Origin of the sequence: Arthrobacter zhaoxinii (assembly GCF_024385505.1) — a bacterium.
GTDB classification, from domain to species: domain Bacteria; phylum Actinomycetota; class Actinomycetes; order Actinomycetales; family Micrococcaceae; genus Arthrobacter_B; species Arthrobacter_B zhaoxinii.
On sequence record NZ_JANFLT010000001.1, the window covers coordinates 354,053 to 369,712 of the forward strand.

A 15,660-nucleotide genomic window follows, 5' to 3' on the forward strand; every position below is an offset into this window, starting at 1 on the left:
ATTACTCTCCTGCAGTGCTGTCCCGGACGGGGCCCGGCCTCCGGTCACGCATCCGGCTGCTTCCGTGCGGGGTCACCTTCACCTGTTCGGTCTCCCCCGCGGCGTCGTTCGCATCGTTTCCGACCCCGTTGTTTTCGATCACGTCGTTTTCGACCGCTTCCGCGCTGCGGGGCACGGGCTTCTGGCCCACGGGCGGATCCGGCAGCTCAAGGTACCGGCTGACAAGGTCAGCGCAGGCGGACGGGTCGCTGAAGACCTCGATGGTCCACAGCGGCATGTACCGCCAGCCGCGGCGTTCCAGCAGCTGCGGACGGAGCCGGCTGCGTTCACGGACGGACATGGCACGGTACCGTTCCGTGCCGTCGGATTCGATGGCCAGCGGTGCGGGCGTACCCGCGGGACCCGCTGAATGGGGAGCCGCAGCGACAATGTCGATGGTGCCGTCGTAGTGGTCCCAGACCTTGGCGCCGCGCTCACGCAGGCGGCCCACCAGGTCCGCGACCAGCGGATCCTCTTCCATGATGCCTCCGGCGGCGGGGGCTTCCACCCGGCCGGTTTCCGGATCGAGTTCACGCTTGATGAGCTCGTAGAAGTCCAGGGCGCCGTAGCCCAGGCGCGTCCGGTCCAGGTCCGCGGGCTGGAAGCAGGTCAGTACGTGCTGCTTGTACCGCGCCCGGGTCATGGCAGTGACGAACTTCTTGCGTCCGTCAGGTGCCGAAAGCGGCCCGAAGTTGTGCAGGGCGCGCCCGTGCGGGGTGCGGCCGAAGCCGAGGGAGAAGATCACGCAGTCCCGGACCATGCCTACGGCACGGTCCACCGGGACCACCCGGAAGGACTCCGACTTCGCCGTGAAGAAATCGGCTGCCCAGGGGAAGTTGGCCATCTGGACGCGGATTGCCTCGGCTACCCGCACGGCGTGGCGCGGGCTGGCGGTAATGACACCGAGGGACTGGTGCGGGCGGCGCCGGATGTGCTCGAAGACCAGGTCGACCACGCGGTTGACTTCCGCCGCAACGCTTTCCACGCCTTCATGGTCGGCGCTCGGCATGCCGGTTCCGTCGGGCAGGTATTCCACGGAGAGTGCGCGGTGTCCGGTGGTGACTTCGTCGGCACTCGGGACCATGGTGAGCCGGCCGCTGTAGAAGGAGTCACTGAGCTGGCGCAGCAGTGCCTTGTCGGTTCCCCGGTACACGGTGGAGAGGGCGCGGCTGGGCAGGACACGTTCCAGTGCTTCGAAGGCGCTGATCAGCTCCACGTGCTGCGGAGCCGTACCGGCGGGTTCGACGCCGATGGTGAACGGCCGCGGGCCGCCCAGGCAGCTGTCGCCGAAGGCAATCACCTGCGAAGCGCGGGCCAGTGCCGGAACCGCGGACTGCAGGCTGGTGGACTCCGCATCGAGCAGGACCACGGTGTCGAAGCGGCGGTGCTCAGGGAGGACCATCGGCAGCACCAGGGGGCTCGCCGCCCACACCGGCAGCAGGGACGAAACAAGTTCCTCGGACTGCTGGCCCAGGCTCTCCAGGGACAGCTCGCCGTCCTTGAGCAGCTCGCGCAGGTCCTCGGCAGCACCGCGTGCCGCCTGCACGCCGGCACGCCAGCGTGAGGCAAGGCTCCAGCGCAGGCGGGCGGCACCGGAGGCAATGTGGGCGTTGTCCGCCAGGCGGTACTCGGCTTCCAGCCGGCGCAGGCTGTTGCCGTCCGACATGGCAAGGTAGTCGTCCCCGCTGATCATGGCTTCGAGGGCGGACTGCCACCAGGCCAGTTCCAGCTCATAGCCGACGTGGCGGGGCTGGACCTCGCGTGCGCTCAGGTCATCCAGCAGTTCACCGAGGCCCTGGGCACGCATCTCGTCGAGCAGCAGGGTCCGCTCGGGCAGCGTTTCCAGGGTTTCCCGGTCCCCCGCCAGCTCGCTGAGCTGCTTCTCGAGTTCATCAAGCGGCAGGGAGGCCAGGTCCGGGTGGAACGGGGTCTCGGCCAGGATCTCGGTAAGGGTATCCAGCTGGCGCTTCACCAGCAGGTAGGAGCGGTTAATCTCGGCCAGCCCGGTGGGCACCGAGGGATGGCGCTGGGTGGTCGCATAGCGGGTCCAGACGGCACGCTGCTGCTGGACTTCGGCCAGGGAAGCGTGCAGGTCCGATATGTGCACACCGGGGCGGACATACTCCTTGGCCACGCGCCGCAGGCGGGAGCGGGTCATGGAACTCATGTCGATGCCGCGCTCGCGCCGCCAGGAAGAGGAGGCGGTTGCGGAGATCAGGTCCGTTACCGGGCGGTCGAAAATGTCCGGGGTGAACTTGTCCAGGCTTTCCCGCACGGCAACGAGCAGTTCAAGCTGCTCGCCCCACTGGGCAAAGGTTTCACCAAGGCGGATTTCGGAGTGCCCGGCCACGTCCTGGACCTTGGCGCGCAGTGCCGGAAGGTCCGCGGCAAGGGTCTGGGTCAGCGTGTACGCCTCTTCCGTTTCCTTGCGGTTGAGCAGTTTGGCGCCGTACCACGGGCTGGTGGTTGCGGCCCGGCTGAAGCTGCCCAGTTCCGCGGCCCGGCGCAGGCGGCCGGAAAGTTCGGTGCGGTCGGTGATGCTGTCCAGGACGCTGCGCTTGAGCCGGACAGTGGTGGCCGGCGCCGGGTTCATGGACGTCAGCTCGGCCAGGGACTGCATGGCCTGGTAGGGCGAGCAGCCCCAGCGTCGGCGGACGTTGTGAAGCGACTTCACGTGGTCGCGGAGCTGGTGGCGGTTTTCGAGCAGGACCTTGTGCAGGCTCTGAAGTTCCGGGGCCTGCGACTTTTCGTTGCGCACGATGGCCCGGACCAGCTGGTCCTTCAGCTGCTGCTGGGTGAGCCCCGCGTTGACCTGCAGGATCAGGGAGCCGAGCTGCATTGAATCCAGTTCGGAGACGAACTGATTGAGGGTGCCGCGGCGTTCGGCGACTACCAGGACAGACTTCCCGGCGTTGGCCAGTGCGGCGACGGCGTTGAGCGCCGTCTGCGTCTGGCCCGTACCGGCCGGCGCGGAGACCACCAGTGACTGGCCTGCGTTGATCAGGTCCAGGACTTCCTGCTGCTGCCGGTCAGCGTCGAGGATGAGCAGTTCGTCCGCGGGGTCGCGCTCGTCCAGTGCCGGAAGGTCCAGCGGTTCGGCGACGACGGGACCCGCCGAGCCGTCCCGTGCAGCATCGATCAGGGCGCGGAGGATCGGGTGGGCGGGATCCAGGGCAGGATCCTCGCTCAGGTCCGACAGGTCCGCGAAGGTGGAGACCAGCAGACGGTGTTCAATATTGATGCCGCGGACGCTGCCGGTGACGGCGCGGAGCTTTTCCAGCACCGGGTGGGGATCGAAGCGGGCGGTGCCGTACGCCAGGCGGGTCAGCGCGTCGACGTCGATGTCCAGGCCCTGTTCCTGCTGCAGGTGCCGGACCAGGGCAGGGTTCAGCGCTGCCTTTTCGGTCAGCTGCAGCTCGTAGTCATCCTGCGATGCGTGGACCGTCAGGGCAACCGGGGTCAGCAGCACGGGCGCGGTCAGGGACTCGGGCCGCACCGCATCGTCGGAAGCGTAGCGCCAGGAGGCGGTGCCGGCAGCCATGTAGCCGACGTCGATACCGCGGTCAGTGCCCAGCTCGTAGATTTTGGCACGCAGCAGGCGCCCTGCCTTCATGGCCGCACCGTACTGGTCTGCGTCCCGCAGCAGAGTCGACAGGCGGGTACGCCGGCCGGCAAGCAGCTGCGCCAGGCCGGAAGGATGCGCGTGCGTGAGGTCGATGCTGTTGGCTGCGGACGGCGTGAAATGGAGCAGTGTGTCCGTTCCGGCGTGCTGTCCCAGTTGTCCCAGCCACGGCAGCAGGAAGTCCGAGGGATTCTCCCCGGTATTCTGCTCAGACACTAGTGCCCTCTTTTCTGCACTTCCGCGCGTTCTCGACCAAATTGGCATACCTTCAAAACTATCGCGTCGGAGCGGGTTTCCCGAACATAGCAACGCGGGGAGACAAAACAGAGGACGGCCGAAACGGCCGTCCTCTGTCCCCGTTACGCTATTCCCACTCGATTGTTCCCGGCGGCTTGCTGGTAACGTCCAGCACCACACGGTTAATTCCGTCCACTTCATTGGTGATGCGGTTGGAGATCCGGGCCAGCAGATCGTACGGAAGCCGGGACCAGTCAGCGGTCATCGCGTCTTCACTGGACACCGGCCGCAGCACGATCGGGTGCCCGTAGGTCCGGCCGTCGCCCTGCACTCCGACGCTGCGCACATCGGCCAGGAGCACTACCGGCATCTGCCACACTTCGTCGTCGAGACCGGCGCTGGTCAGTTCGGCGCGGGCGATGGCGTCCGCGCGGCGGAGCAGGTCGAGCCGCTCCTGAGTGACCTCGCCGACAATCCGGATGCCCAGTCCGGGACCGGGGAAGGGCTGGCGTCCGACGATTTCGGCCGGCAGGCCGAGCTCGGCGCCCACGGCACGGACCTCGTCCTTGAAGAGCGCCCGCAGGGGCTCCACCAGTTCGAACTTCATGTCTTCGGGAAGCCCGCCCACGTTGTGGTGGCTCTTGATGTTGGCTGCGCCTTCACCGCCGCCGGATTCGACGACGTCCGGGTACAGGGTGCCCTGGACCAGGAAGCGGATGGGTTCACCCTCTGCCTCGGCCTTGGACATGATGGCCCGTTCGGCTTCTTCGAAGGCGCGGATGAATTCGCGGCCGATGATTTTGCGCTTGGTTTCCGGGTCGGAGACTCCGGCCAGCGCGGTCAGGAAGCGTTCCTGTTCGTCAGCGACGTACAGGTTGACGCCGGTGGCAGCCACGAAGTCGCGTTCCACCTGCTCGGCTTCGCCTTCGCGGAGCAGACCGTGGTCAACGAAGACACAGGTCAGCTGGTCACCGACGGCGCGCTGCACCAGGGCCGCTGCCACGGCGGAGTCGACGCCGCCGGACAGGCCGCAGATAACCCGCGAGTTACCCACCTGGGCGCGGATACGTGCAACCTGCTCTTCGACGATGTTGCCGGTGGTCCAGCTCCGTTCGAGCTTGGCCCCCTTGAAGAGGAAGTTCTCCAGCACGGCCTGGCCGTGGGCGGAGTGCTTGACCTCGGGGTGCCACTGGACGCCGTACAGCCCTTTCGCCTCGTTGGCGAAGGCAGCGACGGGGGCGCCTGCGGTGCTGGCCAGGACATCGAAGCCCTCGGGCGCTTCCTGCACGCTGTCGCCGTGGCTCATCCAGGTGTTCTGCTCGTCCGGGGTGCCTTCAAGGATCGAGCGGGCGCCGCCGACGGCGCGTGCGTCGGTGGAGCCGTACTCCCGCAGCCCCGTCTTGGCGACCTTGCCGCCCATGGCGGCAGCCATGGCCTGGAAGCCGTAGCAGATGCCGAAGACCGGAACACCGGATTCGAACAGGTCTGCATCGACCTTGGGGGCACCTTCGGCGTACACGCTGGAGGGGCCGCCGGAGAGAATAATGGCAGCCGGGTTCTTCGCGAGCAGCTGCTCGGTGCTGTAGGTGTGGGGAACCACCTCGGAGTAGACATCTGCTTCGCGCACCCGGCGGGCAATCAGCTGGGCGTACTGCGCTCCGTAGTCCACAACAAGGACGGGCCGCTCTTCAATGGGATCAGTCGCGGGATTAGTCACGTTTCAAGGATAGTCGGCCCGCCGCCGGCCGCGCACACCGGACCGCGGCTGCGGAACGGCCGGGCGGACGGCGGTCCGCTCCCCTAGTAGCGCTTGGCCGCTTCAGGATGGGCTTCGAGCTCGGTCAGGACCTGCTTGTGGATCCGGCCTTCGACCACAAAGGAGAGGAACGGCACAACGCCGCCCAGCGCAATCAGGATGAACTTGGAGAACGGCCAGCGCATCAGCTGCCACAGCCGGAAGTCGGACAGCAGGTACACCACGTACATCCAGCCGTGCAGGATGAGAACGCCGATGGAGAGGTTGACCCCGCCGACAATGATCTCGGTATCGAAACCGTACTTCGCGATCATCTCCACCACGAGGGCGAGCAGCAGCACACCGGTCACATAGGAAAAGACCTTGTAGAACTTCAGGGCCGAGCGGATCTGGGCATGGGTACCGCCGAACCGGCGCTTCTTTTTCCTCGGTGCCTTGGCGGTGCTTGCGGATTCGCTCACTTGGTTACCTCACTGCTGGGGTGTTCGTTGTCGGGTTCGGGTGCGTCGTCGTCGTCGTGGTCGTCGTCCTCGTACTCATCGTCCTCGAGGCTGCGCTGGTACTCGTCGGCCACCAGGCGCCACCAGAGGAAGACGGAGAAGCCGGCGAAAACGATCCACTCGAGCGCGTAGAAGATATTGAGCCAGTTGACCGGGGTGTCCTCGGGCTGGGCGTCCACGACCACGGGTTTCATGCTTCCGGTGTCAACGGCCCCGCCGTCCACGGTGATCTCCGAGGCGGTGACGAAGGCGGAGTAGGCGGGCGCGTCCCACAGGTTGATGAGTTCAGCGGTGGACAGCGCGGCCACGCGGCCCTCCTTGGGCGTCGTCGCCACCAGCGGTGCCTCCGAAGGCAGGAGCCGGCCGACGACGGCGGCCTCGCCGTCCGGCACGGCGGTCACGTCGTCCGGGTCGGAAACCCAGCCGCGGACCACCGGAATGAATTCACCCGCCGGTGCGCCGTCCACGGTGAAGGCGGTGACCGCCCAGTAGCCCATGTCGCCGTCCTGGAGCCGCTGTTCCACGAGGACCGACTTGCCCGGGTCAAAGGAACCGGTGAACGAGACCATCTGGTCCGCTTCGGTTTCATACATGGGTTTGCCCGGGGTGAAGGCCTCGGTCAGCGGACGGACGTCCTCGGTGGCCCGGGGCTCCGCGGATTCGTCCGTGTCGGCATTGGAAAACTGCCACTGGCTCAACAGCACAAAGACCGTCGAGAGGATCAGGGCAAAGAGCAGTCCGGCGATCCAGCGCGGCTGCAGAGCAGTTTTGAGCACCTGTTAACGGTACTTCGTGAAGCTGTAGAAAACCCAATGCCGGTGTGCGGCCGCCTCAGTGGTCAAAAAAGACCAGCGAAGAGTTGATCAGTTCGGCTATGACCTCGGCATCATTGGCCCGGCGCAGGGAGTCCCGGAAGGAAGGCCGGAACAGGGACCGGGCAATGGTGGCAAGGACTTCCAGATGGTGGGAGAAGGACGCCGCCGGCGTGGCAATCAGCAGGACAACGGTGGCCGGACCGTCCGACGCCCCGAAATCGATGCTGTGGCCGTAGCGGGCGATCCCCACCGCGATTGAGGTTTCCTGCACATACTCGCTGCGCGCATGGGGCAGGCCGATCCCGCCGGGCAGGCCGGTGGCCATCTGGTGCTCCCGGGCATTCACCTGGTCCAGGAAGCCCTCCAGGTTGCTGATCCGCCCGGCCCGGAACATCCGTTCCGCCAGCTGCCGGGCGGCGTCGTACCGGTCTGCGGCCTCCATGGACAGGATCACCAGGCCGGGTTCGGTCAGCACTGCGCCGGCTTCGTTCAGGGTAAGTTCCCCGTTCCGGGGCGGCACCGGGGATTGTCCGGCCGACTGTTGTTCGTTCAAGGAGCGTTCGTCGTTTCCATTGGTCGCGGTGCGCTAGATGCGCGGGGCTATGTCTTCGGCCGCCAGGCGGGCGGCGTCGGCACTCTTGTCATCGGGCTGCTCCTGGCTGCGGCGTTCAGCCTCGACCCGGGCAAGGTAGTGCGCAACTTCGCTTTCCACCCGTTCCACGTCCCAGCCCAGCAGCGGAGCCATCAGTTCGGCGACCACGGGTGCCGCGGAGACGCCGCGGTCAAAGGTCTCGATGGAAATCCGGGTCCGCCGGGCGAGGACATCCTCGACGTGCCGGGCCCCTTCATGCGTGGTGGCGTACACGGCTTCGGCGCGCAGGTAGTCGTCGGCGCCGGGCAGCGGCTCGGCGAGCGTCGGGTCCGCCTTGATGAGCCCGAGCAGGTCATCCGCCATGGAACCGTAGCGGTTGAGCAGATGCTCCACACGCACCACGTGCACCCCGTATTCCTCGGCAGTGCGGTGCCGCCGGTTCCAGGCCGCCTTGTAACCCACTGCACCCAGCAGCGGGATGGTCTGCGTGCAGCTCTCGGGAACCTTTTCATCCAGTGCCCGGGCCGCCTCGTCCACGGCGTCCTTGGCCATCACCCGGTAGGTGGTCCATTTACCGCCGGCCACCACCACGAGGCCCGGGACCGGGTGTGCCACTACGTGTTCGCGTGACAGTTTGGCCGTGGAGTCGTTTTCCCCGGCGAGCAGCGGGCGCAGGCCGGCGTAGACCCCTTCGACGTCTTCGCGGGTCAGCGGGGTTTTAAGCACCAGGTTGACGTGTTCCAGGATGTAGTCGATATCCGCGGAAGTGGCCGCAGGGTGCGCCTTGTCCAGGTGCCAGTCGGTGTCCGTGGTGCCGATGATCCAGTGCCGGCCCCAGGGGATGACGAACAGCACGGATTTTTCCGTCCGCAGGATCATGCCGACGGTGGACTGGATCCGGTCTTTGGGAACCACCAGGTGGACGCCCTTGGACGCGCGGACCTTCAGCTGCCCGCGGTCCGTCACCATGGCCTGGGTTTCATCCGTCCAGACGCCCGTCGCGTTGACCACCTGGCTCGCGGCAATGTCGAACTCGCTGCCGGTTTCCTGGTCACGGACCCGGGCGCCGACCACGCGTTCCCCCTCCCGCAGGAAGTCGACGACGGCGAGCCGGTTCACCACGGCGGCACCGTAATGCGCGGCCGTGCGGACCATGTTGGCCACGTACCGGGCGTCATCCACCTGGCCGTCGTAGTACCGGATGGCGCCCACCATGGCGTTATCCTTCAGGCTCGGAGCCATGCGAAGGGTCTGGCCCCGGGTCAGGTGCTTCTGCATGGGCACCCCCCGGGAGTTCCCGGAGGTCATGCCCATGGTGTCGTACAGGAAAATACCGGCGCCCACGTACGGCCGCTCGATGAACCGCTTGGTCAGCGGGTACAGGAAGGCCACCGGCTTGACCAGGTGGGGGGCGATCTGCTGCAGCAGCAGCCCGCGCTCCTTCAAGGCTTCCTGGACCAGCGCAAAGTCCAGCATCTCCAAGTAGCGCAGGCCGCCGTGAATCAGCTTGGAAGAGCGCGACGAGGTGCCCGATGCCCAGTCCCGGGCCTCCACCATGCCTACCTTCAGCCCCCGCGTCACCGCGTCCAGCGCCGCGCCGGCGCCGACCACGCCGCCGCCGACGATCAGGATGTCCAGCTCGTTGCCCGGCCGGGTGGTTGCCTGGAGCCGGTCCATGGCATCCATCCGGTACTCGGGGCTCAGGGCGTCTGCAGTCATGGTCCAGGTTCCTCTCTAGGGTCCTGCCGTAGCTGCGTCCACTCTATGGGCTGGGCGCCGGTATTTACAGGTTGTACTGGTACGGCGATACCAGCACTTCGATGCGCTGGAAGGCCTTCAGGTCCGAGTAGCCGGTGGTGGCCATTGCCCGGCGCAGGGCACCCATGAGGTTGGAGGTTCCGTTGGTGTGGTGCGAGGGGCCCCAGAGGACCTCCTTCAACGGTCCCACCGTGTCCAGGCGGACCCTGTCGCCGCGCGGCAGCTCGCTGTGGTGCGCTTCCTGCCCCCAGTGCCAGCCCTGCCCCGGTGCCTCTTCGGCACGGGCCAGCGCGGAACCCAGCATCACGGCGTCGGCGCCCATGGCGAAGGCCTTGATGATGTCGCCGCTGGTGCCCATGCCGCCGTCGGCGATCACGTGTACGTACCGTCCGCCGGACTCGTCCATGTAGTCCCGGCGGGCCTCGGCAATGTCGGAAATGGCGGTTGCCATCGGGGCGTGGATGCCCAGGGCCCGCCGGGTGGTGGTGGTGGCACCGCCGCCGAAGCCGACCAGGACGCCCGCGGCGCCGGTGCGCATCAGGTGCAGGGCCGGGGTGTAGCCGGCCGCTCCGCCGACGATCACGGGAACGTCGAGTTCGTAGATGAACTGCTTCAGGTTCAGCGGTTCCACGGTCTTGGACACGTGCTCGGCCGACACGGTGGTGCCGCGGATGACGAAGACGTCGACGCCGGCGGCCAGGACGGTCTTGTAGAACTCCTGGGTGCGCTGCGGGGTGAGCGAGCCGGCAACCGTCACGCCGGCGTCGCGCATTTCGGCCAGGCGGGAGCTGATGAGTTCGGCCCGGATGGGAGCGTTGTAGATTTCCTGCAGGCGGCGGGTGGCTTCGGGGTTGAAGTTGTCGCTGCTGAGAGCGGCAATCTCGTCCAGCAGCGGTTCCGGATCCTCGTACCTGGTCCACAGGCCCTCGAGGTTCAGTACGCCGAGCCCGCCGAGCCTGCCGAGGGCAATCGCCGATGCCGGAGACATCACCGAGTCCATCGGAGCGCCGATGACCGGCATCTCGAACTGATAGGCATCGATCTGCCAGTTGATGGAAACATCCTGGGGGTCGCGGGTGCGCCGAGAGGGCACAATCGCTACGTCATCCAGGGAGTAGGCTCTGCGCCCATGCTTGCCACGGCCAATTTCTATCTCGTTACTCACGTCCCTAGGTTATCCCAGTGCGCGTCCTGAGCCGGAAAGCTGCCGGTAATGGCCCTCGGGAGTTAGCGAACAGCCGCCACCGGGGGCCTTAAACCCCGAGGGCAGCCCCCGCGCGGTACGCGGGAGCTGCCCTCGGCATTAGGAACCGGTTTAGCGGCGTCCGTAGTTCGGCGCTTCGGCCGTCATCATGATGTCGTGCGGGTGGGATTCCTTCAGCCCGGCCGGGGTGATCCGGACGAACTTGCCCTTTGCCTTCAGCTCGGGGATGGTGCGTGCGCCCGTGTAGAACATGGTCTGGCGCAGGCCGCCGACCAGCTGGTGGGCCACGGCGGACAGCGGGCCGCGGTAGGGCACCTGGCCCTCGATGCCTTCCGGGATCAGCTTCTCGTCGCTGGGGACGTCGGCCTGGAAGTAGCGGTCCTTGGAGTAGGAGGTGTTCTTGCCCCGGGACTGCATGGCGCCCAGCGAGCCCATGCCGCGGTAGGACTTGAACTGCTTGCCGTTGACGAAGACCAGGTCGCCCGGGCTTTCGGCGGATCCGGCGAGCAGGCCGCCGAGCATGACGGTGTCGGCGCCGGCCACGATGGCCTTGCCAATGTCGCCCGAGTACTGCAGGCCGCCGTCGGCGATCAGCGGAACGCCGGCCGGAATGGCGGCCTTGGAGGCCTCATAGATGGCCGTGATCTGCGGGACGCCCACACCGGCAACAACGCGGGTGGTGCAGATGGAGCCCGGTCCGACGCCCACCTTGACGGCGTCGGCGCCGGCGTCGATCAGGGCCTGGGCGCCTTCGCGGGTTGCTGCCTGGCCGCCGATGATGTCCACGTGTGCGGCCGCCGGGTCCTTCTTGAGGCGGGCAATCATTTCCAGCACACCTGCACTGTGGCCGTTGGCGGTGTCCACCACGAGGATGTCGACGCCGGCCTCCACCATGGACATGGCGCGTTCGTAGCCGTCGCCGAAGAAGCCGATGGCGGCGCCGACGCGCAGGCGGCCCTCGTCGTCCTTGGTGGCGAGCGGGTACTGCTCGGCCTTGTCGAAGTCCTTGACGGTGATCAAGCCCTGCAGCTTGCCGGCGTCGTCCACCAGCGGCAGCTTCTCAATGCGGTTCTTGCCCAGCAGCTCCATTGTTTCTTCGGCGCTGATGCCGACCCGGCCGGTGATGAGCGGCATGCGGGTCATGACCTCTTCGACCTTGCGGCTCGGGTAGTCGGCACGCGGAATGAAGCGGGTGTCGCGGTTGGTGACAATGCCCAGCAGGGTGTTGGCGGTGTCCACCACCGGCAGGCCCGACACACGGAAATGCGCACAGAGGTCGTCGAGTTCCTGCAGGGTGGCGTCCGGGGAAATGGTCACCGGGTTGGTGATCATGCCGGATTCGCTGCGCTTGACCCGGTCAACATGCTCGGCCTGGTCGGCGATGGAAAGGTTCCGGTGGATCACGCCGAGGCCGCCCTGCCGGGCCATGGCGATGGCCATGCGGGATTCGGTCACGGTGTCCATCGCGGCCGAGAGCAGCGGAGTCTGTACGGTGATGCGCTTGGACAGCCGGGAGCTGGTGTCGGCTTCAGAGGGAATGACATCCGTCGGGCCGGGCAGCAGGAGGACGTCGTCGTAGGTGAGGCCGACGAAGCCGAACGGATCGTGTTCTGGGTACTGCTGACTCAAAGCTGCGCCTCTTTCGGGGATGAGAGGAAGGAAAAGGCCCGATTTAGCCTGTACCCATCGTAAAACGAAAGCGGGCCCGCCCCTATTCCGCCCCGAAGGTATCTGCCGTGTGTGAGGGATGCCACGGCAAAGCAAAGGCCCCGCCCCGGAAGTGACTTCCAAGGGCGGGACCCGGGCCGTTTTCCGCACGGTGAGGTGCGGAGCAGGGCTAATTAGTGCTGGTGACCGTGGTCATCATCCTGTTCGGCCGGCTTGTCCACCACGAGGGCTTCGGTGGTGAGCACCAGCGAAGCGATCGAGGCAGCGTTGCGCAGTGCCGAGCGGGTGACCTTGACCGGGTCGATGATGCCGGCGGCAATGAGGTCTTCGTACTCACCGGTGGCGGCGTTGAAACCGTTGTTGATTTCCAGCTCGCCAACCTTGGCAACGACGACCATGCCTTCGGAACCGGCATTCTCGGCGATCCAGCGCAGCGGCTGGGCCAGTGCACGGCGGACCAGGCCGACGGCGGTGGCGGCGTCGCCCTGCAGCTTCGTCACCTCCGGATCGGTGTCCAGTGCGCGGGCGGCGTGGACCAGTGCGGAACCGCCGCCGGCCACGATGCCTTCTTCGAGTGCGGCGCGGGTGGAGGAAACGGCATCTTCGATGCGGTGCTTCTTTTCCTTCAGTTCCACCTCGGTGGCTGCACCCACGCGGATGACGCCGATGCCGCCGGAGAGCTTGGCCAGGCGTTCCTGCAGCTTCTCGCGGTCCCAGTCGGAATCGGTGCGCTCAATCTCGGCACGGATCTGTGCCACGCGGTCGGCGACGTCGGCTTCGGAGCCCGTGCCGTCAACAATCGTGGTGTTGTCCTTGGTGACCGTGATGCGGCGGGCGGAGCCCAGCACCTCAAGGCCAACCTGGTCCAGCTTCAGGCCGAGGTCGGGGCTGACCACCTGCGCGCCGGTGAGGGTCGCGATGTCCTGCATCATGGCCTTGCGGCGGTCACCGAAGCCCGGCGCCTTGACGGCGACGACGTTCAGGGTGCCGCGGATCTTGTTGACCACCAGGGTGGACAAGGCTTCCCCGTCCACGTCTTCGGCGATGATGAACAGCGGCTTGGAGGTCTGCAGTGCCTTTTCCAGCAGCGGCAGGAACTCGGCAACCGAGGAGATCTTGCCGGAGTTGATCAGGATCAGCGCGTCTTCGAGGACGGCTTCCTGGCGCTCGGCGTCGGTGACGAAGTACGGCGAGAGGTAACCCTTGTCGAACTGCATGCCCTCGGTGATGGCCAGCTCGGTCTGCGTCGAGGAGGACTCCTCGATCGTGATCACGCCGTCCTTGCCGACCGTGTCGAAGGCCTGGGCCAGCAGTTCGCCGATTTCCGTGCTCTGCGCGGAGATGGCGGCCACGTGGGCAACCTGGTTGCCTTCAACTTCCTTGGCGTTCTCCAGCAGGCGCTTGGCAACGGCGTCCACGGACACCTCGATGCCCCGCTTGAGCTGCCCGGGGGCAGCACCGGCGGCAACGTTGCGCAGGCCTTCCTTGACCAGGGCCTGTGCGAGCACGGTGGCCGTGGTGGTGCCGTCGCCGGCAACATCGTTGGTCTTGGTGGCAACTTCCTTGGCCAGCTGTGCGCCGAGGTTCTCGTACGGGTCTTCCAGCTCAACTTCGCGGGCAATCGTGACGCCGTCGTTGGTGATGGTGGGAGCGCCCCAGGTCTTGGCCAGGACGACGTTGCGGCCGCGCGGGCCGAGGGTCACCTTGACCGTGTTGGCGAGCTTATCGACGCCGGCTTCGAGCGAGCGGCGGGCGGAGTCATTGAACTCCAACTGCTTTGCCATGTGTGTGTCCTTTCCGACAACTACATCTGCATCAGAAAACCCCGGCCAGAATCTTGGCCGGGGTTTTCCAGGGGAACTACTTTACGACGACGGCCAGCACGTCGCGGGCGGACAGCACCAGGTATTCCTGGCCGCCGTGCTTGACTTCGGTTCCGCCGTACTTGGAGTAAATGACTACGTCGCCTTCGGCAACGTCAACCGGGACGCGGTTGCCGTTGTCATCAACGCGGCCGGGTCCAACTGCAACTACTTCACCCTCCTGGGGCTTTTCCTTTGCAGTATCCGGGATAACGAGGCCGGAAGCAGTGGTCTGCTCGGCTTCGAGCGGGCGGACAACAATACGATCCTCAAGGGGCTTAATAGAGACCGACACTCGGGCTCTCCTTTGCGTAGTTTCTAACGGAATGGGGCCGTTGGTCTGGCGCTGGCCGTCGTCGCGGTGCCGGTTCGCGCTTTCCCTTCGGGAGTTAGCACCCTCACGTTCGGAGTGCTAACTCAGACTTTATGCAACGGTTAGCACTCGGTCAAGGTGAGTGCCAGCAAGCACCGGTTTCCCCGCCGCTGCCCGCGGACTGCCGGGGTCCGGATGCGTAAACGGAATTTGCTTAGGCTCGCCTAAGCGGGATAGCTTTCATCTGCGCGCACTATTAGAAAACATTTCTGTGCCCTATTCCCCCGGATAGGCACATCGACTCTTACCGGAGCCCCCATGATTCCCAAGTCCCGCCTGCTGGCCGGAACCGCCCTTGTATCCCTCCTCGCGCTCAGCGCCTGCTCCACTGAAGCAGCAGATGCCGACGTCGAGTCCGCGCAGGCTAAAACCGTGACGGTTGAGCATGCCCAGGGAAGCACCGAAGTTCCGGTGAACCCGGAGACGGTCTACACCTTCGACCTCGGTGCCCTCGACACCATGGATGCCCTCGACATTGACGTCGACGGCGTGCCCGCCGCCAACTTCCCGGAGAGCCTCGCCAAGTACGGCGCCGAAGAGATCACCAAGATCGGCAGCATGAAGGAGCCCGATTTTGAAGCGATCAACGCCGGAGCTCCCGACCTGATCATCATTTCCGGCCGGGTGGCCGACTCCTATGACGAGCTGAGCGAGATTGCCCCGACCATCGACCTGAGCGTCGACAACGCCGATTCCTGGAACTCCTTCACGGAGAACACCCAGACCCTCGGCACGATCTTCGAAAAGGAAGACCTGGTCGAAGAGAAGCTGAATGCTCTCGAAGGCAAGGTTGAAGACACCAAGGAACTGGCAGCCGATGCCGGCAACGGCCTGATCGTCCTGACCAGCGGCGGCGAAATGACCGCTTACGGCGCCGGCTCGCGCTTCGGCATCATCCACGACGTCCTCGGCGTCACGCCGGCCGCAGAGGTCAAGTCCGAAGGTGCCCACGGCGAAAAGGTCTCCTTCAACTACGTCGCCGACACCAACCCGGACCACCTGTTCGTGATTGACCGCGACGTCGCCGTCGGCACCTCGGGTGAAGCCGCCTCCGCCGTACTCGACAACGATCTGGTCAAGAGCACCAAGGCTGCGCAGAACGACAACATCACCATGCTGGATTCCGCCAGCTGGTACCTGGTCGGATACGGCCTGAACAATGTGGACACCATGGTTAACACCGTCCACGACGCTCTCTAGCCGCACTTTTGCTCTCCGCGGCCCGGAACTGCCG

Annotated in this window: 11 protein-coding genes; 1 reads left to right on the top strand and 10 read right to left on the bottom strand. The window is 66.0% G+C overall.

The window, feature by feature from the left end; genetic code table 11:
* Nucleotide 1: 1 nt before the first annotated feature.
* The 10 genes from NNX37_RS01605 to groES all read right to left on the bottom strand — a co-directional run bounded on the left by NNX37_RS01605 (nt 2) and on the right by groES (nt 14,348).
* Nucleotides 2-3,877, bottom strand: coding sequence for a DUF4011 domain-containing protein (locus NNX37_RS01605; protein ID WP_308206294.1), 3,876 nt, complete (start codon nt 3,875-3,877; stop codon nt 2-4).
* A gap of 148 nt (nt 3,878-4,025) precedes the next feature.
* Complete coding sequence (gene guaA / locus NNX37_RS01610; RefSeq protein WP_255790416.1) at nt 4,026-5,615, bottom strand: glutamine-hydrolyzing GMP synthase; 1,590 nt, start codon at nt 5,613-5,615, stop codon at nt 4,026-4,028.
* Between the two features lie 83 nt (nt 5,616-5,698).
* Complete coding sequence (locus tag NNX37_RS01615; protein WP_255790417.1) at nt 5,699-6,115, bottom strand: DUF3817 domain-containing protein; 417 nt, start codon at nt 6,113-6,115, stop codon at nt 5,699-5,701.
* Nucleotides 6,112-6,930, bottom strand: a complete 819-nt coding sequence (locus tag NNX37_RS01620; RefSeq protein ID WP_255790420.1) for an SURF1 family protein — start codon at nt 6,928-6,930, stop codon at nt 6,112-6,114. The genes NNX37_RS01615 and NNX37_RS01620 overlap by 4 nt, the downstream gene beginning before the upstream one ends.
* 55 nt (nt 6,931-6,985) lie before the next feature.
* The gene (locus NNX37_RS01625) at nt 6,986-7,462 is read right to left on the bottom strand and encodes a PTS sugar transporter subunit IIA (protein ID WP_255790895.1); all 477 of its coding nucleotides are present in this window, start codon (nt 7,460-7,462) and stop codon (nt 6,986-6,988) included.
* Between the two features lie 93 nt (nt 7,463-7,555).
* A complete protein-coding gene (locus NNX37_RS01630) occupies nt 7,556-9,280 on the bottom strand; it encodes a glycerol-3-phosphate dehydrogenase/oxidase (RefSeq protein ID WP_255790421.1) in 1,725 nt (574 codons plus the stop codon).
* A 64-nt stretch (nt 9,281-9,344) separates the two neighbouring features.
* Nucleotides 9,345-10,484: a GuaB3 family IMP dehydrogenase-related protein gene (locus NNX37_RS01635; protein ID WP_255790427.1), complete on the bottom strand. Its 1,140-nt coding sequence runs from the start codon at nt 10,482-10,484 to the stop codon at nt 9,345-9,347.
* 150 nt (nt 10,485-10,634) lie between these two features.
* Nucleotides 10,635-12,152, bottom strand: coding sequence for an IMP dehydrogenase (gene guaB / locus NNX37_RS01640; protein ID WP_255790429.1), 1,518 nt, complete (start codon nt 12,150-12,152; stop codon nt 10,635-10,637).
* Nucleotides 12,153-12,364: 212 nt separating this feature from the next.
* On the bottom strand, nt 12,365-13,975 hold the full coding sequence (gene groL, locus NNX37_RS01645; protein WP_255790430.1) for a chaperonin GroEL: 1,611 nt from the start codon (nt 13,973-13,975) through the stop codon (nt 12,365-12,367).
* A 76-nt stretch (nt 13,976-14,051) separates the two neighbouring features.
* Nucleotides 14,052-14,348, bottom strand: a complete 297-nt coding sequence (gene groES, locus NNX37_RS01650; protein WP_087076694.1) for a co-chaperone GroES — start codon at nt 14,346-14,348, stop codon at nt 14,052-14,054.
* A gap of 336 nt (nt 14,349-14,684) precedes the next feature.
* Here groES and NNX37_RS01655 point away from each other — a divergent pair, with 336 nt between their 5' ends.
* A complete protein-coding gene (locus NNX37_RS01655; protein WP_255790431.1) occupies nt 14,685-15,626 on the top strand; it encodes a siderophore ABC transporter substrate-binding protein in 942 nt (313 codons plus the stop codon).
* The last annotated feature ends 34 nt before the right edge of the window (nt 15,627-15,660 follow it).

Bases quoted from the DNA above. Each gene is read 5' to 3' on its own strand.
- groL (WP_255790430.1), bottom strand. From the start codon at position 13,975: ATGGCAAAGCAGTTGGAGTTCAATGACTCCGCCCGCCGCTCGCTCGAA.
- NNX37_RS01655 (WP_255790431.1), top strand. From the start codon at position 14,685: ATGATTCCCAAGTCCCGCCTGCTGGCCGGAACCGCCCTTGTATCCCTC.
- NNX37_RS01630 (WP_255790421.1), bottom strand. From the start codon at position 9,280: ATGACTGCAGACGCCCTGAGCCCCGAGTACCGGATGGATGCCATGGAC.